Origin of the sequence: Actinomadura sp. NPDC048032 (assembly GCF_040653175.1) — a bacterium.
In the GTDB taxonomy this organism is placed as follows: domain Bacteria; phylum Actinomycetota; class Actinomycetes; order Streptosporangiales; family Streptosporangiaceae; genus Spirillospora; species Spirillospora verrucosospora.
Window position 1 is genome coordinate 1 of sequence record NZ_JBEZJP010000096.1, and the last position, 23,022, is coordinate 23,022.

Here is a 23,022-nt window from a genome sequence, read left to right on the forward strand (position 1 = left end):
GCGACAAGGTTCTCGTCCCCACCGACTCCGGCCCGGAGGTCGCCGAGTGCGTGTGGGCCCCGCCGCAACCGGAGAAGTAGCGCGGGGCGGCGCGGGGCCGGGTCACGGCACGGGCCGGCTCCACAGGACGGGCTGGCCGCCGCCAGAGTCGGCGCTGCGGCCCACTCCGAGCAGCGTGTTCCCGAAGGCGGCAAGCCCGGTGATCTCCTGGTCGCCGACGCCGCCGAGGCCGGTGCCGCCGGGCGTGGAGGCCCGCCAGGACGCGCCGTCCGCGGACGTCCACGACACCACGTCGGTCGCGCCCGTGCGCCCGGTCGTGCCGGTCGCGGCGAAGCCCTTCGGGGTCGCGGTCAGCGCGGTGACGCCGACGGTCGTGCCGCCGCTCGGCGACGGCAGGGGACGCCACGTCCTGCCGGCGTCGGTGGACACGTAGCCGAGCCAGTCGAGCCCCTTCGGGGTGGCCGCGATCCCGGCCGCCACGAGCGTGCTCCCCTTGGCGGCGACATGGGTGAGGTGGCCTTCGGTCACCCCTGCCCCGGGGAGCTGGAGTTCCTGGAGCGTCCACCGCTTGCCGTCGGGCGACAGCCACACCGACGGGTGGTTGCCCTTGCCGTCCCGGCTGCCGCCGACGGCGGCGTACCCGAACGACCCGGACGCGACGTCCAGCATCCAGCGGCTCGCGGTCTTGGTGCCCGCCATCATCTTCGGGTCCGTGCCCGCGCCCCGCGCCCAGTTCTTCAGGTCGGGCGAGTACCAGGTCGCGACGGAGAAGCCCTGCGTGCCGACGACGACGTACCCGGCGGAGCCGGCCGCCGCGGCATGGGTGACGGGCGGGCCCTGCTTGTTCGCCGCGAAGGCGGGCGCGGTGTCGGCCGCCTGCCACGTCGAGCCGTCCTGGGAGGTGACGACGAGGGGGCGGCGCGGCGCGGACTGGTCGTAGCCGACCGCCAGCCAGCCGGCGGCTCCCGCGGCGACGTCGACCAGCTGCTGCGGGCCGGGCCGGGTGAACGCGGCGCCGAGCCCCTGCGCGGCCTTCCAGGACGCGCCGTCCTGCGACGACCACACGGCGGCGTCACCGCTCGCGCTGCCGACCGCGACCGCGAGGCCGTTCGTGGCGGCCACGGCGCGCACGGCGTGGTCGGGCCGGACGGCGCCGGGGATCTTCGCCGGGTCGACGGGGAGCGCGGCGCCGCCCGCGTCCCACACGCCGAGCATCGGGTCCAGGTCGCCGCCGCCGGGCTCGCGGCCGACGAGCACCGTCTGGCCGCCCGCCGCGGCGGCGCCCAGCACCTCCCGGCCCGCCTTCGACTCGGCGGTGCCGGCCGCCTTCCAGGCGGCGCCGTCCGCGGTGCGCGCGAGCAGCACGTCGGTGCCCCGGACGACGACGGCGGTGAAGCCCCGGCCGTCGGAGACGATCCCGTTCGTGCGCTGGTAGCCGGCCGGTTCGAGCTTGCCGGTCCTGGTCCACGACCTGCCGTCCCTGGACGTGTAGGCCTGGCCGAAGAGCTTCCCGGACGCCGACATCTCGCGCATCGCCAGGAACCCCGCCCCGCCGCCCCCGCCGATCATCAGGCCGCGGCTGCCCTTCGGCGCCGGCACGTCGGACGTCGCCCACGTCCGGCCGGCGTCGTCGGAGCGCCAGACCTTCCGGTACGGGCCGGGCTTCTTGGAGTCGGGCGTGATGAGCCCCTCCAGCAGGATCACATCGCCGTTCGCCGCGGTCTCGACCAGGGAGAACCCGGCGTTCTGGACCTGCAGCCCGATCTGGTCGCCGACCCGCGCCTCCCACCGGCGTCCGTCGCTCGACAGCCACACCGCCGGACGCGCGTCGCTGAAGTCGCCCTTGGGGGAGTTCTCGCCGACGGCGAGGAACCCGCCGCCGGTGCCGACGATCCGGGTGACCCGGTTCTGCGGGCCGAAGACGTCGCCGACGGCGTCGGGCTGGCGGCGCCACTCCTTGCCGTCCTTGCTGGTCCACACGGCGCCGCCGCCGTTGACACGGCGGCCGACGGCGACCCAGCCGCGGCGGGACGCGCCGACCGCCTCGGGGACACCGCCGGGCGGCGCGAGGCCGCCGTCGGTGTCCTGCTGGTCGACCGACGTGAAGGTCCGTCCGCCGTCGGTGGAGACGAGGAACAGGCCGCGGGAGTTCTGCGGGTCGGTCTCGCCGCCGACCGCGACCACCGTCGAGCCGCGCGCCGCGACGCCGGTGACCTGCTGGTCGCGGCCGTCGGTGCGAGCGGCGGCGTCCACGGGGAACAGCGCGCCGGCGAGCTTGGCGCCCGCGCCGCCGTCGCCGTCGTCGTCACCGCCGACCAGGCCGGGCACCACGAGCACGCCCGCGGCGACCAGCGCCACGGCGGCGAGCCCGCCCGCGCCGATGAGCAGCGGCTTCCTGAGGCTCCTGCGGGGCCCCTTCGGGCCGCCCGGCCCCCCGGTCCGCCACGGCTCCTCGATCACCGGCGGGGGCGCCACCGGGTGGACGGCCTCCGGGCCGGGGGCGGGGGGCGGCGTCCCGGGGATCTGCTGCGCCCACGGGAACGGCTCCGCCGCGGGTTGGGCCTGCGGGGCGGGGGAAGCCTGCGCGCCGGGGATGTCCTGCGCGTAGGGGAACGGCTCGGGGGCCGGGCGCGCAGGGGTGCCGGGGATCTCCTGCGCCCACGGGAACGGCTCGTGGGCCGGGGGGCCCTGCGGGGGCGCGGGCTGCGGATGCGCGGCCTGTGGGAAGGACGGCAGCTTCTCGACGCGGGTGACGTCCGCCATGTCCTGCCCGTAGGAGGGAGGCGGCTGGGCGGGGAACTCGGTCCTCGTGACGTCCCCCGCGTCCTGCCCGTAGGAGGCAGGCGGCTGGTTGGGGGGTTGGATCCACGTCACTTCCTCAGCGTCCTGCCCCTGGGAGGCAGGCAACTGGACGGGGGGCCCGATCCACGTCACCTCCTCCGCGTCCTGCCCCTGGGAGGCAGGCGGCTGATCGGGGGACTCGACCCTCGTGACGTCGCCCATGTCCTGCCCCTGGGAGGGAGGCGGCTGGGCGGGGGACTCGATCCTCGTCACGTCCGCCATGTCCTCCTCGTAGGAGGAGGGCGGCGGGAGAGGGATCTCCGTCCTCGTCACGTCCGCCGTCTCCTGCCCGTACGGGGAGGGCTGCGGCGGGGGGACGTCGGTGGACGCGGCCGGAGCGTCCGCGACGGGAGCGGGCAGGACGGGTGAGGCCGCCTCCTCGCCATCGCCGCCCGGCTCTCCGGCGGTCTCCGCGGGCCGGTCGGCCGCGGGCTTCTGCCGCTTCGGCAGGATCAGCGTCTGGTTGAACTTGGGGTCCATGACGGTGCGGTCCGCCATGTCCGCCTCCGGGTCGTCCTCCGGGGAGTCCTCGGGGTAGTCCTCGGGCGCGTCGGCCTCGTCGGAATCGTCCTCGGGATCGTCCTCCGGATCGTCCGCGGGGAGCAGCGGGCCGGACGAGGTGTCCTGGTCGTCCAGCCAGTGCGACGGGGGAGGCGTCTGCTCCGGCTGCCCGGGTTCGGGACGCTCACCCTCGTGGTCGTCATCCGGCTTTCCGGTTGGAGTCACGCCCTCTCCCAGCTTCCGGTCACTCTGCACGTCTCACCCTGCACATCGCCCTGGCGCGTCCGCAGTCGTCAGCGATGATAGCGGCGCATAAAGGACGGAACTTCGTCATCGGCTCCGGCCCGCGGGGGTGCAGCCGGAGCCCGTGCAGTGGGTCAGCGCGTACAGGAGGTCGGACAGGTGGCGGCGCCGCTGCTCCGGCAGCCCGGCGGCGATGTTGTCCAGCTCGTGCGGATCGCGGATCCGGTCGTAGTACTCGGTCTCCCCGCCGGTGTACTCCACGTACAGCATGTCGCGGGTGCGGATCGCGTTGTAGGTGGTCGGCGCGCCGGGCGCGGAGTCCTGCCGGTCGGGGTCCAGCGGGGACGGCGGCGGCTTGACGTGCTCGACCAGCGCCGACTCGCGCCAGCCCGCCGGGGCGGCACCGCGCAGGAACGGGACGAGCGACCGGCCGTCGGTCGCCGCCGGCGGGCGCACGCCCGCCAGTTCCTGGAAGGTCGGGGCCAGGTCGGTGTTCTGCGCGAGCTCGCTGACCTTGCGCCCGGCGGGGACGCCCGGCCCGACGACGATGTAGGGCACGCGGACGTCGGTGTCGAACGCGGTCATCTTCCCGCCGGCCAGCCGGTGCTCGCCCAGGTGGAAGCCGTTGTCGGAGCCGAACACCAGGTAGGTCTCCCGGTCGAGGCCGCGCTCCCTCAGCGTCGTCCGGATGCGGCCGACCATCTCGTCGACCGACTGCACCATCCGCACCCGGTCGCGGAAACCCTCGTCGATGCGGCGGATCCCCCACCTGCGCAACGGCGGGTGCGACCGCAGCCAGGACGGCTTGTCGCGGATGTCGGCCTCGTTGAACGACGGGGGGCGCGGCGCGGTCAGGCCGCCGAACAGCCCGGCATGGCGCGGCGCCGGCACGAACGGCCCGTGCGGCGCGAACGTCGCGATCTGGATGAAGAACGGCTGCCCGGACGCTCCGGACCGCTGGACGAACTCGACGCCCTTGTTCGCCAGGACGTCGGTCAGGTAGTCCTGCGGTCGGGCGCCGTAGTGCACGAGCCGGCCGTTCTCGTTCAGGTTGTAGTTGTACTCGGGATAGCCGTTGCCGCTGACGTGCCACTCGTCCCACCCCGGCGGCACGTACGGCTTCGTGTCGCCCTGGGTGTCGTTGGGCTGGTAGCCGTTCATGTACTTGCCGAGGAGCGCCGTCCGGTAGCCGGCCTTCTGCAGCGACGGGGCGAACGACGCCTGCTCGCCGCCCTTGTCCTTGAAGACCTCGTAGCCGCCGTCGGGCGGGAAGTTCGTGCGGACGCCGGTGTTGTGCGGGTACCGCCCGGTGAAGATCGTGGCGCGCGAGGTGCAGCAGAGCGAGTCGGCCATGATGAAGTCGTCGAAGGTGAGGCCGTCCCGCTGCATCTGCACCACCTGCGGCATGTGCGCGATGAGGTTCCAGGACAGGTCGTCGGTGAGGACGAACACGACGTTCGGCTTCTTCGGGGGCTTCACCGCCTTCGGCGCGGGGCGCTCGTCCGGCCGGAAGAGGCAGCCGCTCGTCCCGAGGACGGCGAGCAGGCACAGCACGGCCGCCAGCCGCCGATGCCGGCTCAACGTCCGTGACCTCTCCGCGCCGAGCGTCCTGCCCGTGTCGAGCGTCCCCTCCGTGATGAGCGTGTCCTTTCTGTGGCGAGATCGCCGGGCAAGCGTAACGATCCGGACGCGGGTCGCGCATGCGGCGCCCGTTGGCCGTCCCGCCCCGGTTGTTGGCATGATGCGGGGTGCCATGAGGTGGACGGACCGTGACCCGCGGGCGCTCGCACCGCTGCTGCCGCTGATCGCGGGGGCCGCGATCAGCGCCCTGGTCGCGTTGGTCGTCTGGCTGGCGGTGACGGTGGCCCCGCCGTCCGGCGGGACGGGCGCGCACCCGCGGGGCGGTTCCGGCCGGCCCGGCTCGGGCGCGTCGCCGGGCGCGTCGCCTGGCGCGCCGCCGCCGAGCCCGGCGGGCACTCCGGCGGCGATCGACCCGCCCGGCTACTCGCCCGCCGCACCGGTGATCGACGGGTCCTTCGCCGACCCCACCGTGATCAAGGTGGCGGGGACGTACTTCGCCTACGGCACCAACAACGCGGACGCGACGATGCCGGTCGCGACGGCCCCGTCGCCGACCGGGCCGTGGAGGACGAGGCCCGGCGACGGCCTGGCCCGGCTCCCGGCCTGGGCCGCCGGAGGCTGGACCTGGGCGCCCGAGGTGGTCGCGCCGCGCGAGCCCGAGGGCACCTACGTGCTGTACTTCTCCGCGCGCCGCAGGGACGGCGACGAGCAGTGCATCGGGGTCGCGACCGCGTCCTCGCCCGCGGGCCCGTTCGTCCCGCAGGAGGGCGGGCCGCTGGTCTGCCCGCTGGACCTCGGCGGAGCGATCGACCCCGGGTCCTACGTCGAGCCGGACGGCACCCGCTACCTGCTCTACAAGACCGACGACCAGAAGACGGCCGCGATCTACCTGGTCAGGCTGAGCCCGGACGGGCTGCGCCCGGCCGGCCCGGCGAGGCTGATCATGGGGCGTGCGGCGGACGAGCCCGTCCTGGTGGAGGCGCCCGACCTGGTCCGGCGCGGCGGGAAGTACGTGCTGCTGTACTCGGCGGGCTGGTACTTCACGCCGGAGTACCAGACGCGCTACGCGGTGGCCTCGTCGATCGAGGGGCCGTACGCCAAGGGCGGCGCCGTCCAGTCCACCGGCCTGTACGGCGGGAAGGTCGAGGGGCCGGGCAGCGCGGACGTGTTCGCCGACGACACCGGCGACTACCTCGTCTTCCACGGCATCCTCGACCACCACGGCGGCTCCCGGGTGACCCGCGGCATGTACGTCGCCCGCCTCGGCTGGGACGGCGCGCGTCCCGCCGTCCGGGGCGTCCCCGTCCGGTACGAGGCGGAGCGGGGGCGGCTGAACGGCTGCGTCTCGGCGCTGGCGCGGCCCAACGCGTCCGGGGGGTCGGCGGTCGGGCCTTTCGCGCGCGACGACTGCCGCGTCGAGGTGCCGGTGTTCGCGCCCACCGCCGGGAGCTACGCGGTCCGCACCCGGTACGCCAACCGCTCCGGCCGCGACTCCGACCTGGAGATGTCGGTGAACGGCTATGCCGCGACGTCCGTACGGCTGCGCGCCACGGCGGGCGCCGACTGGGCGGACGTGCCCGCGACGGTGGAGCTGGCGGCGGGCTGGAACACGATCGGCCTGCGCCGCCTCGACGGTCAGGGGCAGGTCGACTACCTGGAACTGCGGTAGGGGCCCGTCCGCTCGAACAGGACGAGCCAGCCGCCCCGGTACGTCCACGTCCCGGCCCTCCTCCAGGGCCCGGCGGACTGCACCGCGCGCTCCCGCCGTTCGATGATCGGGTTGTGCGGGTCGAGGGAGCGGTGGTTCATCACCCACACCCGGTCCGTCCCGGCGAGCCTCGGCGGCAGCTCGCGGGGGAGCAGGTCACGGCCCTTGAGGTTGGCGGCGGCCACCGGGTCGGTGCTCACGCCGGCGTCGCGCAGCCGTCCGAAGACGCCGGGGTAGGCGGCGGCGCTCCACCGGGCGCTCCCGGCGAGGTAGACGATGGCGTCCCCGGGCCGGGCGTGCGCGCGGACGGCGTCGGCGGCGGCGCGCATGTCGTCGAGGCGGCTGTCCTGGCGGCGGATGTCGCCGTGGACGCGCAGGGACGGGACCACGAGCACCGCCGCCGCCGCGGCCACCGGTACGGCGCGGGCGGCGGGGCGGCGGGCGACGGCGAGCAGCCCGGCCAGGCCGGCGCCGACGAGCAGCGCGACGGCGGGCAGGCAGTAGGTCGTGTACCGGTAGTAGAAGACCGGGTCCGTCACGCTGGAGACGAGGAGCAGCAGCACGGTCGGCACGAGCGCCCAGGGAAGCGCGACGGCGGCAAGGGAGGCCGTGCGGTGCGGGACGGAGACGCGGCCCGAGATGTTCGCCGCCACGCCGAGCAGAGCGAGCGCCACGACCGGCGCGACGAGCGCGCGGTCTCCGGTCAGGAACTGGAGCTGCGTCCACGCGACGTCCCACGACGGCCGGGGAAGCCACTCCACCTGGCGCTTCTGGTCCTGCGCCGCGAGTGTCAGAACCACGAGCGGGGCCGCGGCCACCGCCGCGGACGCCAGCCAGCGCAGCCACACCCCGGCCCTGGGACGGGTCAGCAGAACGGTCACGCCGTGCGCCGCGAGCAGCAGGGCCCCGTCCAGGTGCAGGAACCCCAGCACCGCGACCGCGGGGGCATAGCCGGCGAACCACCGCCAGGGACGCCGTCCGTCCCGGTCGAGGGCCCGAACGAGCAGGTAGGTGGCGAGCACCGCGACGGCCGCGGTCATGGCGTAGGAGCGCGCCTCCTGCGCCCACCGGCTCGTCTGCGGACCGGCGGCCCACACCAGCCCGGCCGCGAGCCCGGCCGGCGGCCCGAGGCAGCGCCGGCCGAGGACGGCGAGGCCCGCGGCGGCCGCAGCCATGGCGAGCGCGCTGGGCAGCCGCAGCGCGAGCGCGCCCGTCCCGAACACCGCCACCCACGGCTTCATGAGCATGTAGTAGAGGGCGTGCACGAGGTCCAGATGCGGGAAGACGCGCAGCATGTCGCCGTACGACCGGGTCGTCATGCTGATCGTGGCGCCCTCGTCGAGCCACAGGGACGGGGTGCCGATGCCGACGAGCGCCACGGCGAGCGTCAGCGCGGCGCACGCGATCGGCGGCGCCGGACCGGCGAGCAGGCGAGTGACGCGCGCGGTCCCGTCCCGGGGCCGGCTAGCCGTCGCGACCATGGCCGCGACCGTCGGGAGGTAACTCGGCTTCTGGCAGGACACCGGCCTCCCGCAGGATCGCGGCGGTCGGCCTCGGGCGGGTGAACAGGCCGTCCTTCACGCCCCGGGCCAGCGCCCGGCGCAGCACCGCGCGGTCGGAGGAGCCGGCGAACGTGCGCGCCCAGCGCCGCGCCGTCGACCCCGCGTACAGGGCCCGTTCGGGCGGCGCGAGCCCGCGGCTCCCGGTGAACAGCCAGATCTTGTTGCGCACCTCGTAGAAGAAGCGGTCGCCCGGGTCCGCGTCCGTCCCGCCGAACTCCCTGGTCTTGTGCACGACGACGCTGCCGGGGCAGAGCAGCCCGCGGCGCCCGCGCAGCAGCCGCGTCGTGAACTCGAAGTCGTCGTTCCAGAGGAAGTAGTCGGCGACCGGCAGCCCGCGCTCGCGCACCGCCGCCGCGTCCACCAGCGCGGACACGAACGACGCGGACCGGATCGGCACGCAGCCAGCCGCGTGCGCGACCCGCGACTCGGCGGCCGTCGCCCGCGGTTTGGGGCGGGGGGTGTTCATCGGGTGGTCCCGGCCGTCGGTCCAGACGACCCGGCTCGCCACGAGCACGGGCGGCCCGTCCTCGCCGGTCGCGGCCTCCCGCGCGTCCAGCAGGGCTCGGAGGGCCTCCGGCTCGGGCACGGTGTCGTCGTCGAGCAGCCAGAGCAGATCCGCGCCCTCGCCCATCGCCCGGGCCATGCCCGCGCTGAACCCGCCGGCCCCGCCGATGTTGCGGGGCAGGGCGAGCAGGTGCACGCCGGGGAACCGCTCGGCGACCATCGCGGCGGTTCCGTCGGCGGACGCGTTGTCGACCACGACGATCCGGTCCGGGGGCCGCGTCTGGGCGCCGAGCGCGGTCAGGGCCTCGCCGAGCAGGTCGCGCCGGTTGTAGGTGACGACGACCGCGGTGACGGACGGTCCGTTGCCGCTCCTCGTGCCCGGGGTCACGGGTTGCGCCTGCCCGCGGCCCGGCGGGCGGCGCGCTGCAGCGCCGGCGACGGCGACGCGGCGGTCTCCATGAGCCGCTCCAGGTTCTCCTTCACGCCCGCCATCTCGCTGTGCAGGTGGGCGAGGCCGACGCGTTCGCGCGCCAGGGACAGCTCCTCCAGCAGGTGCGCCGCCACCTCGACGGACGCGGTCGCGACCAGCTCCTCCGGGACGTCGCCGGGGAGCATCGCGGCCTCCGGGACCCGGGACGTGGTCAGCTCGTCCAGGTCGCCGGCCACGTCGTAGCCGGAGGCGCGCAGCGACTCGGCCAGCTCGCGGGTCCGGTCCGCGGCCCACTCGGCGTGCCGGGCGGGCAGCCCCATCCGGGTGCGGTCCGTCCCGTCGGCGAGCCGCGTCGACCCCCCGGATCCGGCGGCGCCGCGCCCGAGGAGGTGGTCCTGGACCATGTGCTCGTAGTCGCCGCCGAGTGTCGTGCCGATCCTCTCGTTCAGGCGGCGGAGCAGCTCCGCCTCGACCGCCGACAGCGGCTCGTCGCCGGGGATGCCGCCGAGGTCGCACACCCCGTCCTCGACGCCGACCAGGGCGCTGAAGCGTTCCCACATCAGGCCGGCGCGGCCGCCCGGCGGCGGCAGCGTGAGGACGTGGACGCGTTCCCGCGGCACCGCCGACCCCCAGGCCCGCAGCACCCGCACCGGGTCGTGCAGCCCCCAGAACATCTCCCCGTACGGCTCCGGCGCGTCGATGCCGAGCGCGACGAGATCGTCGACGAAGCGCTCGAACGTGATGGTGTGCGCGTGGCGGATCTGCTCCTGCCAGTCGAGGATCAGCTGCCAGCCGAGGTCGCGGGTGGCGAGGACCACGTGCACCTCGGCGGGCTCCAGCGCCGAGACGGCCCGCTTGACCTGCTGCTCGGTCGCCCCGCCCAGCAGAGGCTGGGAGAAGACGACCGCGGGGCCGTCCCAGTCGCGGGCGCGCTCCACGACACGGTCCCACGCGCCGTCCCAGTCCGGGTCCCGGTGGCCGCCCCAGCTCATCTCGCGCAGGTCCATCACGGCCGCGAAGTGCTCCTGCGGCCCCGTGACCGGGTAGCAGACACCGGCGTCGCCCAGCCGCCGCCGGTTGCTCCACAGCGCTCGGTGCAGGAAGTCCGCCTCGGCCGTCGGCGCCCCGACATGCAGGTAGACGGACTTACCGGAATCCCCCATACGGGCGCTCACCTCGTTCTCGTCTCGGCGTCGGGCCGTCGCGTCCCGCCCTGGAACCTGCGGTAGGCGCCGCGCAGCCGGAGCGCCGCCGGGTAGCGCTCCCGCGCCGTGCGCTTGGCCCGCTCGACGAACGGCGCGGCGTCCTGGACGAGCCGGTCCGTCGTGTCGAGCAGCCCCGCCGAGCCCGCGCGCAGCATGCCGATCTGGTCGCGGGCGGGGAGGCCGGCGCCGGGCACCGCCTCGGCCCGGCACCGGGCGTCCCTCCTGCCCTAGCGGCCGAGGGCGCGGTAGCGGCGGACCGACAGCGGGAAGAACACCGCCGCGATCACCAGCGGCCACACGACCGCCATCAGCACGCTGTGCTGCGCCGCCCACGACCCGCCGGCCACGGGCTCGCCGAACAGCTCCCGGCACGCCGTCACGGTCGCCGACATGGGGTTCCACTCGGCCACCGCGCCGAGCCAGCCCGGCATCGTGCTCGGCGCCACCAGGGCGCTGGACAGGAACCCGATCGGCCACACCAGGATCTGCACGGCCGCCACCGACTCCGGCCCCTTGGCGACCAGGCCGAGGTAGACGCCGAGCCAGACCAGCGAGAAGCGCAGCAGCAGCAGGAGGCCGAGCCCCGCGAGGGCCCTGCCCGCGCCGTCGTGGACGCGCCAGCCGATCAGCACGCCGCAGGCCGCCATCACGGCCAGCGCGACGACCGAGTGCAGCATGTCGGCGGTGGCCCGGCCCACGACGACGGCGGACGAGGCCATCGGCATCGACCGGAACCGGTCGGTCACCCCCTTGCTCGCGTCGCTGGCTATCGCGGCGAACGTCGTCTCGACCCCGAACGCCATCGTCAGCGCGAACATGCCGGGGACGATGAACGCCCGGTAGCTGCCGCCGCCGGGGACGTCCATCTGCCCGCCGAACAGGTAGCCCATCATCAGCACGACCATCACCGGGAACAGCAGCCCGACGGCGACCTCGCCCGGCTTGCGCGCCCAGTGGGCGAGGGCCCGGTTGGTCAGCACCCACCCGTCGGCCGCGGCCCACCTCATCGTCCGGACGCTCAAAGAACGGCCTCCTTGTGGGGGGACGACCCCCCACGCCCCCCGGCTCGCTTCGCTCAAAGAACGGCCTCCTTCTTCTCCGTGAGGTGCAGGAACACCTCGTCCAGCGTCGGGCGGCGAAGGCCGATGTCGGCGACCGCGACGCCCGCCTCGTCCAGGGCCCGGACGGCCTCGGTCAGCGCGGCGGCCCGCCCCGACACCGGCGCCCCGACCCGCAGGGCCTCGGCGTCGACGTCCGCCTCGCCGTTCGCGACCCGGCCGACGATCTCGGCGGCGGCGGCGAGGTCCCCGGGGTCGTCCACGACGACCTCGACGCGGTCGCCGCCGAGCCGCGCCTTGAGCTCGTCGGGGGCGCCCTCGGCGATGACGCGGCCGTGGTCGATCACCGAGACGCCGGAGGCGAGCCGGTCGGCCTCCTCCAGGTACTGGGTGGTAAGCAGGACGGTCGTGCCGCCGTCCACCAGGTCGCGGATCGCGTCCCACACCTCGCCCCGGCTGCGCGGGTCGAGGCCGGTGGTCGGCTCGTCCAGGAACAGCACGGGCGGCGCGAGGATCATCGACGCGGCCAGGTCGAGCCGCCGCCGCATGCCCCCCGAGTACTCCCCCGCGGGCTTGGCGGCGGCGTCGGTGAGCCGGAACCGCTCCAGCAGCTCGTCCGCCCGCCGCCGCGCCCGCGCGGCGCCGAGGTGGTGCAGGCGGCCGAACATGACGAGGTTCTGCCGCCCGCCGAGCACCTCGTCGACCGCCGCGTGCTGCCCGACGAGCCCGATGCGGCGCCGCACCTCGACCGCGTCGCGGACCACGTCGTGCCCGGCGACGCGGGCGACGCCGCCGTCCGGCCGGGCCAGCGTGGTCAGGATCCGGACGGCGGTGGTCTTGCCCGCGCCGTTCGGGCCGAGCAGGCCGTGCACGGTCCCGGCGGGGACGCGCAGGTCCAGCCCGGCGAGGGCCTCGGTGCCGCCGTAGCGCTTGCGCAGCCCCTCGGCGACGACCGCGAACCGTGGTTCCGTCACCCGTCCTCCAAAACTATGTACGCAGTACGGATTTACCATCGCGGCCAATATAACGTACGCAGTACAGAGTTTCATCCCTGAGAGGATCGGCCGGTGACCGAGTACAGCGGGGCGGGCGACCCCAGACGCACCCTGGAGCTGCTGTGGGGGGTGCGGGAGCGCCCCAGGCGCGGGCCCAAGCCGCGGCTGACCGCGGAGGAGATCGTCCGGGCGGCGATCCGGCTGGCCGACGCCGAGGGCCTGGACGGGCTGTCGATCCGCCGCATCGCCGAGGACCTGGGCGTCTCCCCCATGTCGATCTACACCTACGTGCCGGGCAAGGCGGAGCTCGTCGACGTCATGGTCGACCGCGCGTTCGCCGAGCTGGAGCCCCCCGCCCACGACTCCTGGCGGGCCCGCCTGGAGCACATCGCCCGCGACAACTGGGCGCTGTTCCACCGGCACCCGTGGCTGCTGCAGATCACCACGGTCCGGCCGCCGCTCGGCCCGAACACGTGCGCCAAGTTCGAGTACGAGCTGCGCGCCGTGGACGGCCTCGGCCTCAGCGACGTGGAGATGGACTCGGTCGTCGCGCTCGTGACCGGCTTCGCCGAGAGCGCCGCCCGCGTGTCGGTCAACGCCGCCGAGGCCGAGCGCCGCAGCGGCATGACCGACGAGCAGTGGTGGGAGGCGAGCGCCCCCCTCCTGGAGACGCTGGTGAACGAGGACGACTACCCGCTCGGCACCCGCGTCGGCGCCGCCGTCGGGTACGAGTACGGCTCCGCCGTCGCGCCCGGGCGCGCCTTCGAGTTCGGCCTCGCCCGCGTCCTGGACGGCATCGAGGCGCTGATCAGCTCCCGCTAGCCCGCCTGGTCCGCTTCGTCGGCACGGCCCGCGCCGGGTCCTCGGGCCACGGGTGCTTGGGGTAGCGGCCGCGCAGCTCGGCCCGGACCGCCCGGTACCCCTCGCCCCAGAACGAGGCCAGATCCGCGGTGACCGCCGCGGGGCGTCCCGCCGGCGACAGCAGGTGCACCACCAGGGGCACCCGCCCCCCGGCGAGCCGCGGCGCCGCGTCCCACCCGAACAGCTCCTGCAGCTTCACGGCGAGGACGGGGCGCTCTCCCGAGTAGTCGACCCGGATCCGCGACCCCGACGGGACCTCGATCCGCTCGGGCGCGTACTCCTCCAGCCGCTTCGCCAGGTCCCACGGCAGCAGGCCGCGCAGCAGTCCGGCGACGTCGACCCGCGCCAGGTCCGCCCGACGCCGCGCGCCCGACAGCCACTCCGGCGCCCGCTCCAGCAGCGCCGCGTCGTCGACGGCGGGCCACGGCTCCCCGAGGGCCGCGCGCAGGAACGCCAGCCGCTCACGCAGCGCGACGGCCGCCGGCGTCCAGCGCAGCAGCCCGAGCCCCTCCGCGCGCACCCCGTCCAGCAGGGCGGCGCGCACGAGACCGGGGTCGGGGTCGCGCAGCGGCCGCGCCTCCAGCTCGATCGCGCCGAGCCGCTCGACGCGGCGCGCCACCACGTCCCCGTCGCGCCACACGACCTCCTCGGCCGTCTCCACCAGCGGCGCCGCCGCGGACCGCGCGACCTCCTCGTCGATCACCACGGCCTGCCGCACCCGCGCCGACGCCGACCCGGCGGGACGGTCGGCCGCCGCGACCGCGAGCCAGCCGGGCCGCGCCCCGGCCAGCGCCGACCCCTCCGCCAGCTCGGCCCCCGTCCCGGAGGCCATCAGGTAGCCGCTCCCCCGCCGCGCCCGCGCGACCCGCTCCGGGAACGCCAGCGCCACCACGGTCCCCGCGACGCGGTCGTCGCCGATCCCCGGCGGGGCCCCGGCGTCCGCGGTGAGCGACCTCTGGAGGCGGGCCGCCTCGTCGCGCCAGCGCGCCGCGTGCGGGTCGGCGGGGCGGCTCCGGCCGCGCAGGCCGCGCCAGACGGCGGTGAGGTCGTCGCCCGCCGACCGGGGCGGCGGCTCGGAGAGCAGGGCGACGATCTGCGCCGCGTCGCGGGCGCCGACCCGCGGGGCGCCGTCCAGGAGGGCGCCGTCCAGGAGGGCGCGGGCCAGGCGGGGGTGCAGGCCGACGCGGGCCAGCCGGCGGCCGCGGTCGGTGGCGCGCCCGTCCCGCAGGGCTCCGAGGGCGTGCAGGGTGGAGCGGGCGGCGTCCATCGCGGCGGCCGGGGGCGGGTCGGGCAGGGCGAGGCCGGTCGCGCCGGGGTCGCCCCAGCAGGCCGCCTGGAGGGCGAAGCCGGTCAGGTCCGCCAGCTCGATCTCGGGGCGGGGACGGGCCGGGAGCCGGTCGTGCTCGGCCTGCGTCCAGCACCGGTAGACGGCGCCGGGGGCCTCGCGCCCGGCGCGCCCGGCGCGCTGGTCGGCGGTGGCGCGGGACGCGCGGACGGTGGTGAGCGAGCCGAGGCCGCGGGCGTGGTCGGTGCGCGGCTCGCGGGCGAGGCCGGAGTCGACGACCGCGCGGACGCCGGGAACGGTGAGGCTCGACTCGGCCACCGAGGTCGCGAGGACGATCCGGCGGCGCGACGCGGGCGCGAGCACCTCGTCCTGCACGCGCCCCGGCGCCTGGCCGTGGATCTGCAGGATCTCGGCGGGCGCGCCGGACAGCAGCCCGGCGACCCGGGTGATCTCGCCGACCCCCGGCAGGAAGCACAGGACGTCGCCGTCGCGCTCGGCCAGCGCCCGGCGGGCGGTCGCGGCGACGTGCGCGAGGAACCCCGGGTCGACGCGCATGCCGTGCGGCGGCGGGAGGGGGCGCGGCGGCGGCGCCCAGACCGTCTCGACCGGATGGAGCGCCGCCGCGGTCTCCACGACCGGGGCGCCGCCGAGCAGGCGCGACCACGGGCCGGTGTCGGCGGTCGCCGACGCGGCGACCAGGCGCAGGTCGGGGCGCAGCGCGGCGCGGACGTCGAGCAGGAACGCCAGCGCGGTGTCGGCGTCCAGGTGCCGCTCGTGGCACTCGTCCAGGATCACCGTGCCGACGCCGTCGAGCTCGGGGTCGGACTGGAGGCGCTGCAGGACCACGCCCGTGGTCACGACCTCGACGCGGGAACCGGGGCGAGTCTCGCCGCGGACGGTGACGCCGACCCGGCCGCCGACGCGTTCGCCGAGGAGCCAGGCCATGCGGCGCGCGGCGGCGCGGGCGGCGAGGCGGCGGGGCTCCAGGACCAGGACCCTGCCGGGCGCGGGCGGGGCGCCCTGACCCTGCGCGAGGGCGAGCCCGGCGAGGGCGAGCGGGACCAGGGTGGTCTTCCCGGTGCCGGGCGGCGCCGCCAGGACGGCCGCGCCGTGCTCGTCCAGAGCCGCGCGCAGGGCGGGGACGGCCTGGCGGACGGGGAGGCCTTCGGCGGCGCTGAGGTGCATCGTCCCAGTCTGCCGCGCCGCCCGCGCCCCGGCGCAAACAATTGCAATGAAAAGGGCTTTGAATCTTGCGGTGATAGTTGCACCGCGCCTTTCAGCCAATCTCGGGGGGCTCTTCTCCAGTGTTCCCCGAATCATCTCACCCAATCACACCCGAACGGGCAGGTGAGCAATGTCCCAGGCCCAAGAAGTGGCGCGGAAGTTTGATTTAAGTCACCTCGCAAAGTGTGGCGGGAATGCCGGAGCATCCCCATACTGGTGGCGTCTAAGCAGGTGCTGGGAGGACGGACATGTTCGGCAGCTCCATCTACCTCAGGGACCGCCCCGCTTTCACCGGCGGCTCGCCGCAGGCGGTGTACGAGGAACTCTGGCAGCGGGGCCGAAAAGGACGATTGCGGACACGCGCCTTTCTGGCGGCGGCGACGCTCGTGCTGTGCGGGCTGCTCGTCAACGCCGTTTTCGGAATCGCGATGGCCGTTCTGGTGGCGACAGCTGACACGCTCGTCCATTGGCGCATTTACAGCGCGTCGCGGGTGTGGCGCCTCGGGCTGCGCGGCGACCAGCGCATGGACCGGTTCCTGCGCTACACGCTGGAGCGGCGCGGGCACCGCGTGCTGCACGCCCGGACGGTTCCCGGGCACGGCATCGCCGACGAACTGGTGGTCGGGCCCGGCGGCGTCTGGCTCGTGCACAACGAGGCGTGGTCGCCCGGGGCCGAGGTCTCCCAGCACGGCGGCAGGCTCTTCATCGACGGCCGGACGCAGACCAAGCTCGTCCGCGGCCTGACCGCGCGGGCCGAGGCCGCCGCGGAGGCGGTCTCCCGCGCCGCCGGGACGCCGGTGTCGGTGACGCCGGTGCTGGCCGTGCACGGCGGCAAGCTCGCCCGCACGCCGTTCACCGCCGACGGCATCGTGTTCGCCCCGCCGCTGAAGCTGATCCGCTGGATGCGCCGCAACCCGACCGCCGACCGCTCCCCCGAGGAGATCGAGGCGATCGCCCGGGCCGCCGTGCGCGCCCTGCCGGTCGGCTCCCCCAGCTCGGCGCACGCCGCGGCGTGACCGGCCCCTCTGGCAGGAGGACGGCATGACCCACAGACACCTGTGGCCGGAGGGCTCACACGCCGCCGCTCACAGGGCGCCCACCGCCCGCGGGGGTTCCGCCACCTCTGCGGGCGGTGCGGCGCAGCCACAGCAGGCCCACGACGGGCAGGATCAGAGGCACGAACCCGTAACCGCGCCCGTAGACGGACCAGACGGTCTCGTCGGGGAACGCGGCGCGGTCGGCGACGCTGAGCGTGCCCACGGCGAGCACGCCCGCCAGCTCCGTCGCGCAGGCGGCGACTGCGATCCGGAACGAGGTCCGGCCGCCCCGGGCCAGGGCCACCGTCGCCACGACGTAGACGGCGGCGGCGACCGCCGACAGCAGGTAGGCGACCGGCGCGTCGGAGAAGCGGGTGGCGATCTGCACCCCCGCCCGCGCACCGGCCGCGAGCGCGAAGACCGCGTAGACGGCGACCAGCAGCCGTCCCGGCCCACCGGCGGTGGCGCCGGGCCGGGCACCGCCGCCCGTGCGGGCCTCGGCGCCGGCGCGGGCGCCGTCGTCCGCGCGGGCCAGCGGCTCCCGGACCGCGGTCTCGGGGACGGGCTCGGTCTCGCGGACGGGCTCGGTCTCGCGGGCGGTCTCGTGTTCGGGGTCAGGCACCGGTGCCGCTCCACAGCTGGTTCATCCGCACGATCATGACGGCGACGGCCACCCCGGCCACGACGAGCACCGTGGGGCCCCACCGGGTGCGCTCCAGCAGCCCCCACCCGGCGCCGGCGACGGGGATCAGCAGCGATCCCAGCAGGTAGCCGACGAAGGTGGCGGGGCCCTCCGGCCCCTCGCCGCCGGAGAGCTTGACGAAGGCGACCACGGCCTGCGCGACCAGCAGCACCTCCAGGACGCCGAACGCGCCGAGGTCGGCGGCGCCCATCGCCCGGCCGCGCAGCGCCGTCACCAGCGCGTAGCCGGCGGCCAGGAGCGCCACCACGATGGTCGTGGCGGACAGCACGTTCGTCACGGCACCAAAGAGTACTACCGGCTGTAGAGCAACCGCGCCGCCGCCCGGCGGGCCCCGGCTCCGGCGGCGCGGGATCGGGAAGCCGCCGGGCATGGCAGCATGGCGGGCGTGAACGCGCTGCGATGGCTGACCCTGACCCGGCACGGAGAGAGCACCGGCAACCTCGCCTACCAGGCCGTCCTCGGCACCGACGCCGAGGAGGTCGACATCCCCGAGCGAGACGCCGACGTCCCGCTGTCGGACACCGGGCGGGCGCAGGCGGCGGCGCTCGGCCGCTGGCTGGAGGACCTCCCCGAGGACGAGCGCCCCACGACGGTGATCGCCTCCCCCTACGTGCGCGCGCTCGACACCGCCCGGATCGCGCTCGCCGAGACGACCTTCGCCGCCCCGCGGATCCAGGTGGACGAGCGGATCCGCGACCGCGAGCAGGGCATCCTGCAGGGGCTCACCCCCCGCGGCGTCCGCGCGCGGTTCCCGGAAGAGGCCGACCGGCTGCGCCACCTCGGCAAGTTCTACCACCGCCCGCCCGGCGGCGAGTCGTGGGCCGACCTGGCGCTGCGGCTGCGCAGCTTCTACCGCGACCTGCAGACCGGCGCCCCCGGCGGCCGGGCCCTGGTCGTCGCCCACGACGCGATCATCGTGATGACCCGCTACCTGGTGGAGGAGCTGACCGAGGCGGAGGTCATGCGGATCGAGAAGGAGCCCGTCGCCAACGCGTCGGTCACCCGCTGGCGCCACGACGGGAGCGGCCTCGCGGCCGTCTGCTACAACGACTGCGCCCACCTCGCCGCCGCGGTGCCGCCTCCTACGGCTCGCCGCTGAGCAGCCGGGCGCTGCGCGAGGTCACGGCGGCCTGCCGCGGATCCCCCGGCGGCAGGACGCCCCGCAGCCGCTCCAGCACCTCCAGGTCGCCGCGCCCCGGCTCGGTCTGCGCGTAGGCCCACAGCACGTCGGCGCCGCCGCCGTCGAGCACCTGCCGCCGGACGCGCACCGCCAGCTCGTCGCGTTCCGCGCGGACGGCGGGCGCGTCCGAGCGCGGCAGCAGCTCCCCCCCGTACAACCGCACGGCACCGGCGACGTCCCCCTCGTCGAGCATCCGCCGGACGGCGAGGAAGTCGGCGTCGACGGCGCAGCCCAGCCGGTAGGGGCGGGCGCGCACCACGTCGCCGAACTGGTGGCGGAGCCGGTGGATCTCCGGGCGGACGGTCGCCGCGCTGCCCTCGTCGCCGTACAGGCACAGCGACAGCCGGTCGCCGCTGAGGCCCCGCGGATGCAGCGCCAGCAGCGCGAGGATCTCGGCGTGCCGCAGCGTCAGGTCGAACCTCCGCCCGTCCAGCAGCGCGTGCGGCCCGTCGCCCAGCAGCGCCAGCGTCAGCAGCGGCGCCTCGACGGCCGCGGGCCTGGCCGCCAGGCCGCGCCCGGACCGGGCGCCGTCGTCGACCAGGCCCCGCGCCCCCGGGATCCGCAGCAGGAACGCCTCGCCCAGGGGCTCGGCGACGGCGGTGCGGCCGTCCGGCAGCTCGACCGTCCCGCCGGGCTCGGGGACGGCGACGCGCCGGCCGACCAGCCCGCCCCCCGGTGCGGCGAGGATGCGGCCGGTGACGGTGGCGAGCACGCCGGTGCCGCGCAGCCCCCGCAGATGCGGCAGGAGCCGCTCGCGCAGCCGCTGGTCGCGCACCAGCATCTCGTTCTCCAGCCGCGCCTCGGCCAGCCGCGCCGCGGCGGCGACGAGCGCGACGGTCGCCGGGTGCAGCGCCTGCACCGTCGCGCTGACGTCGATGCAGCCGACCACGCGCCCCGAGTCGGGGTCGGTGATCGGCGCGCCGGCGCACGACCAGCGGTGCAGGACGTGCGCGACGTGCTCGGCGGCGTACACGTACTCGGGCCGGCCGGAGGCGAGCGCGGTGCCGATGCCGTTGGTCCCGACGGCGTCCTCCGACCACAGGAAGCCCGCGGTCAGGCCGATGGCCTCGGCGGCGCGGCGGGCGAAGGCCGGGCCCTGCGTCCACAGCACGTGCCCGGCGGCGTCGGTGATCACCATCAGGTGCTCGGTCTCGTCGGCGACCCGCCGCAGCAGCGCCTGGAGCATCGGCAGGTGCGGTTCGAGGGGGTGGACGCCGCGGGCGTCGGCCAGGGAGTCCCGGTCGAACACCAGGGGCGCCGCGTCCATGCCCGCGTCGACGTCGGCGTCTTCGGAGCGCCGCCACGACTCGGCGATCGGCGTCCGGACGGTCCCCGGCTCGCGCACCACCATCAGCCCTTTCTCCCGGAACGACATCCGGCTCCGTTCGAGCATCGGTCCATCGCCTGGGCGGTGCAACCGATTCGCCGGATCCCGCCTGACCGGATCACGGCACGGTCCGTGACCGGATGATCGCAACGTGCATGCAACGTGGGAGCGCCTACCGTGAGCGGCGCCGGGGAGCCGGAGGACCATCCCGTGGGTCCTAGACGGTGCAGCTCAGGCCGAGCAGGGCCGCGGCGGTGGCGGTGGCGACGCCGTGCTGGCCGGCGCCGGTCTCGGCGATCACGCGGGACTTGCCCATCCGCCGCGTGAGCAGCGCCTGGCCGAGCACGTTGTTGATCTTGTGGGAGCCGGTGTGGTTGAGGTCCTCGCGCTTGAGCAGCACCCGGGCCCCCGCGTGCTCGGAGAAGCGCCGGGCCTCCGTCAGCAGGCTGGGACGGCCCGCGTAGCCGGCGAGCAGGTCCTCCAGCTCGGCGACGAAGGCCGGGTCGTTCTTGGCGGTCTCGAACTCGCGAGCGAGCTCGTCCAGGGCCGCCATGAGGGCCTCGGGGGCGAAGCGCCCGCCGAAGGGGCCGAAGTGGCCCGTGGCGTCGGGCAGGGCTAGCACCGCGCGCGGCGGTGTCCATGGTCATGAGAAAACGCGTCCTGTCGTGGGAGAAGCGGCTGATCCGGTCACTGGGGTCCTGGACTAGCCCCGCCATCGCTCCCGGAGCGGTTCGACCTGCATGCCCGTAACCCTATCCACTCGTCGCGGGGGTGTCTCAGCCGCTCTGGCGCAGCGCCGGGTGGGCGCCGGCGGCGACGAGGTCGGCGACCGCGGCGCGCGGGTCCTTGCCGATCACGAGGCTCTCCCCGACCAGCACCGCGTCGGCGCCGCTGGAGGCGTAGGCGAGCAGGTCGTGCGGGCCCCGCACCCCGGACTCGGCGACCTTCACGACGTCCTTGGGGATGAGGGGCGCGACCCGGGCGAACACGCCGCGGTCGACCTGCAGCGTGCGCAGGTCGCGGGCGTTCACGCCGATGACCTTGGCGCCGGCGTCGACCGCGCGGGCCGCCTCCTCCTCGGTGTGCACCTCGACGAGCGGGACGAGCCCGATCGACTCGGCGCGCTCGACCAGCGAGACCAGCGCGTCCTGCTCCAGCGCGGCGACGATCAGCAGCGCCATGTCGGCGCCCGCGGCCCGCGCCTCCCACAGCTGGTAGGAGGTGACGATGAAGTCCTTGCGCAGGAGGGCGACGTCGACGTTGGCGCGGACCTCGGCGAGGTCGGCCAGGCTGCCGCCGAACCGGCGCCGCTCGGTCAGCACGCTGATCACCTTGGCGCCGCCGGCCTCGTAGTCGCGGGCGAGCGCGGCGGGGTCGGCGATCGCGGCGAGCGCGCCCTTGGACGGGCTGCTGCGCTTGACCTCGGCGATGACCGAGACGCCCTGCCCCCGCAGCGCGCCGAGCGCGTCCCTCGGGGCCGGGGCCTTCGCCGCCCGCTCCTTGAGGGCGTCGAGCGGGACCTCGCGCTGCCTGTCGGCGAGATCGGCCCGGACGCCTTCGATGATCTCGTCCAAAACGCTCAAGGTCGCAGGCCCCCTATTTCAGGTCGTTCCGTGCACCGATCGTAGCCGCCCCCTCCGACGCGTCCCGCACCCGGGAGGGCCGTGCGGTCTCCCCGCCGGCCGGGCCGCGCGCGTCAGGGCGCGAGCACGTGCGCGAACGGCAGGTTGCGCGCGATCCAGTAGACGATGAGAAGGCCGACGAACGAATACGCGACGGCCGGCTTGAACAGCGCGGACCGCATGGGCAGTCCCTGCGCGGTCCTGACCGTCCACCGCGCGTACAGGTAGCCGAAGACCGGCAGCAGGACGAAGAGGAGCGGGTTGAGGCCGAACGCGGTGCCCGCGTGCCCGTGCGCCAGCGCGTAGACGAGCCGCGTCATCCCGCACCCGGGGCAGTAGTAGCCGGTCAGCGTCAGGAAGGGGCAGCCCGGGTAGTGCCCCGGCTCGTTGGGGTCCGCCCGCAGCGCGATCACCAGGACCCCGCCGGCGACCCCGGCGAGCACGGCCGCGTGCGGCAGGAACGCTTGTGGGCGCGCGCGAGTCACGCCGTCCACCCTAGGCGTCCAGGACGTAGCCGACGCCGCGCACCGTCCTGATGGGGTTGCCTTCGCCGAGCTTGGCCCGCAGCTGGGCGACGTGGACGTCGACGGTGCGGCTTCCGGCGCCGGCGCCGGGCCCCCATGCGGCGTCGAGCAGCTGCTCGCGGGTGAAGACGCGGCCTGGGTGCGCCATGAGGAATTCGAGGAGGTCGAACTCGGTGACGGTGAGGGCGACGCGGCGTTCGCCGACGAGGGCGGCCCGGTCGCGGGGTTCGAGGGCGACGCGGCCGGCGCGCAGGGGGCCGGGCGCCTCGGCGGGCGCGCCGGCGCGCAGGGCCTCGGCGACGGCGGCGACGAGGACGCGGGGCCCGAAGGGCCGCTCGACGCGGTGGTCGCCGAGGGCGCGTTCGATCATCGGGTCGAGGGGCCCGGTGACGGCGACGACGGGCGCGGGCCGGACGGTGTCGGCGACGCGCCGGTACAGGTCGACGGGCAGCGCGGTGGTGGACAGGTCCAGGACGACGACGTCGGGGCGCCGGCGCCGGGCGGCGGCGGGCGCCCGCGCGGGGTCGGCCTCGATCTCGACGTCGAAGCCCTCCCGGGCGAGGTAGCGGCGTTCCAGCTCGGCGACGGCGGGGTCGTGCTCAACCCGTTCCGCAGCGTCCCGCTGGCCATG

General features: G+C 75.7%; 19 protein-coding genes and 1 pseudogene. 4 read left to right on the forward strand and 16 right to left on the reverse strand.

The features are described from left to right. Positions 1–102: 102 nt before the first annotated feature. Positions 103–3,567, reverse strand: a complete 3,465-nt coding sequence (locus AB0C69_RS15625) for a hypothetical protein (RefSeq protein WP_360353917.1) — start codon at positions 3,565–3,567, stop codon at positions 103–105. Between the two features lie 105 nt (positions 3,568–3,672). After that, positions 3,673–5,166, reverse strand: coding sequence for a sulfatase (locus AB0C69_RS15630; protein ID WP_360353919.1), 1,494 nt, complete (start codon positions 5,164–5,166; stop codon positions 3,673–3,675). Between the two features lie 172 nt (positions 5,167–5,338). Here AB0C69_RS15630 and AB0C69_RS15635 point away from each other — a divergent pair, with 172 nt between their 5' ends. Then, complete coding sequence (locus tag AB0C69_RS15635; RefSeq protein WP_360353921.1) at positions 5,339–6,835, forward strand: family 43 glycosylhydrolase; 1,497 nt, start codon at positions 5,339–5,341, stop codon at positions 6,833–6,835. Here the strand turns inward: AB0C69_RS15635 and AB0C69_RS15640 are convergent. The 6 genes from AB0C69_RS15640 to AB0C69_RS15665 all read right to left on the reverse strand — a co-directional run bounded on the left by AB0C69_RS15640 (position 6,817) and on the right by AB0C69_RS15665 (position 12,607). Then, the gene (locus AB0C69_RS15640) at positions 6,817–8,355 is read right to left on the reverse strand and encodes a glycosyltransferase family 39 protein (RefSeq protein ID WP_360353923.1); all 1,539 of its coding nucleotides are present in this window, start codon (positions 8,353–8,355) and stop codon (positions 6,817–6,819) included. The genes AB0C69_RS15635 and AB0C69_RS15640 overlap by 19 nt on opposite strands. After that, a complete protein-coding gene (locus AB0C69_RS15645; protein ID WP_360353925.1) occupies positions 8,339–9,328 on the reverse strand; it encodes a glycosyltransferase in 990 nt (329 codons plus the stop codon). The genes AB0C69_RS15640 and AB0C69_RS15645 overlap by 17 nt, the downstream gene beginning before the upstream one ends. Continuing rightward, positions 9,325–10,533 (reverse strand): hypothetical protein, encoded by a 1,209-nt coding sequence (locus tag AB0C69_RS15650; RefSeq protein ID WP_360353927.1) that lies wholly within the window; start codon positions 10,531–10,533, stop codon positions 9,325–9,327. Before AB0C69_RS15650 ends, AB0C69_RS15645 begins: the two co-directional genes overlap by 4 nt. A gap of 8 nt (positions 10,534–10,541) precedes the next feature. Further along, a complete protein-coding gene (locus AB0C69_RS15655) occupies positions 10,542–10,769 on the reverse strand; it encodes a hypothetical protein (protein WP_360353929.1) in 228 nt (75 codons plus the stop codon). Positions 10,770–10,802: 33 nt separating this feature from the next. Continuing rightward, complete coding sequence (locus AB0C69_RS15660; protein ID WP_345183668.1) at positions 10,803–11,582, reverse strand: ABC transporter permease; 780 nt, start codon at positions 11,580–11,582, stop codon at positions 10,803–10,805. Between the two features lie 68 nt (positions 11,583–11,650). Beyond that, the gene (locus tag AB0C69_RS15665) at positions 11,651–12,607 is read right to left on the reverse strand and encodes an ATP-binding cassette domain-containing protein (protein WP_353835874.1); all 957 of its coding nucleotides are present in this window, start codon (positions 12,605–12,607) and stop codon (positions 11,651–11,653) included. A gap of 93 nt (positions 12,608–12,700) precedes the next feature. On the opposite strand from AB0C69_RS15665, the gene AB0C69_RS15670 reads away from it, so the two are divergent. Then, the gene (locus AB0C69_RS15670) at positions 12,701–13,450 is read left to right on the forward strand and encodes a TetR/AcrR family transcriptional regulator C-terminal domain-containing protein (protein WP_353835875.1); all 750 of its coding nucleotides are present in this window, start codon (positions 12,701–12,703) and stop codon (positions 13,448–13,450) included. On the opposite strand, the gene hrpB is transcribed toward AB0C69_RS15670, so the two are convergent. Next, the gene (gene hrpB / locus AB0C69_RS15675) at positions 13,437–15,959 is read right to left on the reverse strand and encodes an ATP-dependent helicase HrpB (protein WP_360353932.1); all 2,523 of its coding nucleotides are present in this window, start codon (positions 15,957–15,959) and stop codon (positions 13,437–13,439) included. The two genes, AB0C69_RS15670 and hrpB, sit on opposite strands and share 14 nt — an antisense overlap. Positions 15,960–16,246: 287 nt before the next feature. Between hrpB and AB0C69_RS15680 the strand changes: the two genes are divergently transcribed. Then, on the forward strand, positions 16,247–17,014 hold the full coding sequence (locus tag AB0C69_RS15680; protein ID WP_345183554.1) for an NERD domain-containing protein: 768 nt from the start codon (positions 16,247–16,249) through the stop codon (positions 17,012–17,014). Between the two features lie 55 nt (positions 17,015–17,069). Here AB0C69_RS15680 and AB0C69_RS15685 read toward each other — a convergent pair whose 3' ends face one another. Beyond that, positions 17,070–17,477, reverse strand: coding sequence for a hypothetical protein (locus tag AB0C69_RS15685; protein WP_353833167.1), 408 nt, complete (start codon positions 17,475–17,477; stop codon positions 17,070–17,072). Positions 17,478–17,649: 172 nt separating this feature from the next. After that, a complete protein-coding gene (locus AB0C69_RS15690) occupies positions 17,650–18,015 on the reverse strand; it encodes a hypothetical protein (protein WP_345183556.1) in 366 nt (121 codons plus the stop codon). Between the two features lie 99 nt (positions 18,016–18,114). On the opposite strand from AB0C69_RS15690, the gene AB0C69_RS15695 reads away from it, so the two are divergent. Further along, positions 18,115–18,837: a histidine phosphatase family protein gene (locus AB0C69_RS15695; protein ID WP_345183558.1), complete on the forward strand. Its 723-nt coding sequence runs from the start codon at positions 18,115–18,117 to the stop codon at positions 18,835–18,837. Here the strand turns inward: AB0C69_RS15695 and AB0C69_RS15700 are convergent. The 5 genes and pseudogenes from AB0C69_RS15700 to AB0C69_RS15720 all read right to left on the reverse strand — a co-directional run. Then, positions 18,821–20,311, reverse strand: coding sequence for a GAF domain-containing protein (locus AB0C69_RS15700; RefSeq protein WP_360353935.1), 1,491 nt, complete (start codon positions 20,309–20,311; stop codon positions 18,821–18,823). The two genes, AB0C69_RS15695 and AB0C69_RS15700, sit on opposite strands and share 17 nt — an antisense overlap. Positions 20,312–20,477: 166 nt before the next feature. After that, positions 20,478–20,798: pseudogene (locus tag AB0C69_RS15705) on the reverse strand (pyridoxal-phosphate dependent enzyme); the annotation flags it as partial. Positions 20,799–21,021: 223 nt separating this feature from the next. Beyond that, a complete protein-coding gene (trpC, locus tag AB0C69_RS15710; RefSeq protein ID WP_345175413.1) occupies positions 21,022–21,828 on the reverse strand; it encodes an indole-3-glycerol phosphate synthase TrpC in 807 nt (268 codons plus the stop codon). 113 nt (positions 21,829–21,941) lie between these two features. Next, positions 21,942–22,352, reverse strand: coding sequence for a DUF2752 domain-containing protein (locus AB0C69_RS15715; protein WP_345175415.1), 411 nt, complete (start codon positions 22,350–22,352; stop codon positions 21,942–21,944). Positions 22,353–22,362: 10 nt separating this feature from the next. Further along, positions 22,363–23,022 (reverse strand): response regulator transcription factor (locus AB0C69_RS15720; RefSeq protein ID WP_360353938.1); only part of this gene is annotated, 660 nt, incomplete at its 5' end.

Coding starts and splice junctions, on each gene's coding strand:
- AB0C69_RS15635 (WP_360353921.1), top strand. CDS start 5,339: ATGAGGTGGACGGACCGTGACCCGCGGGCGCTCGCACCGCTGCTGCCG.
- AB0C69_RS15640 (WP_360353923.1), bottom strand. CDS start 8,355: ATGGTCGCGACGGCTAGCCGGCCCCGGGACGGGACCGCGCGCGTCACT.
- AB0C69_RS15650 (WP_360353927.1), bottom strand. CDS start 10,533: ATGGGGGATTCCGGTAAGTCCGTCTACCTGCATGTCGGGGCGCCGACG.
- AB0C69_RS15660 (WP_345183668.1), bottom strand. CDS start 11,582: ATGAGGTGGGCCGCGGCCGACGGGTGGGTGCTGACCAACCGGGCCCTC.
- hrpB (WP_360353932.1), bottom strand. CDS start 15,959: ATGCACCTCAGCGCCGCCGAAGGCCTCCCCGTCCGCCAGGCCGTCCCC.
- AB0C69_RS15680 (WP_345183554.1), top strand. CDS start 16,247: ATGTTCGGCAGCTCCATCTACCTCAGGGACCGCCCCGCTTTCACCGGC.
- AB0C69_RS15695 (WP_345183558.1), top strand. CDS start 18,115: ATGGCGGGCGTGAACGCGCTGCGATGGCTGACCCTGACCCGGCACGGA.
- AB0C69_RS15700 (WP_360353935.1), bottom strand. CDS start 20,311: ATGCTCGAACGGAGCCGGATGTCGTTCCGGGAGAAAGGGCTGATGGTG.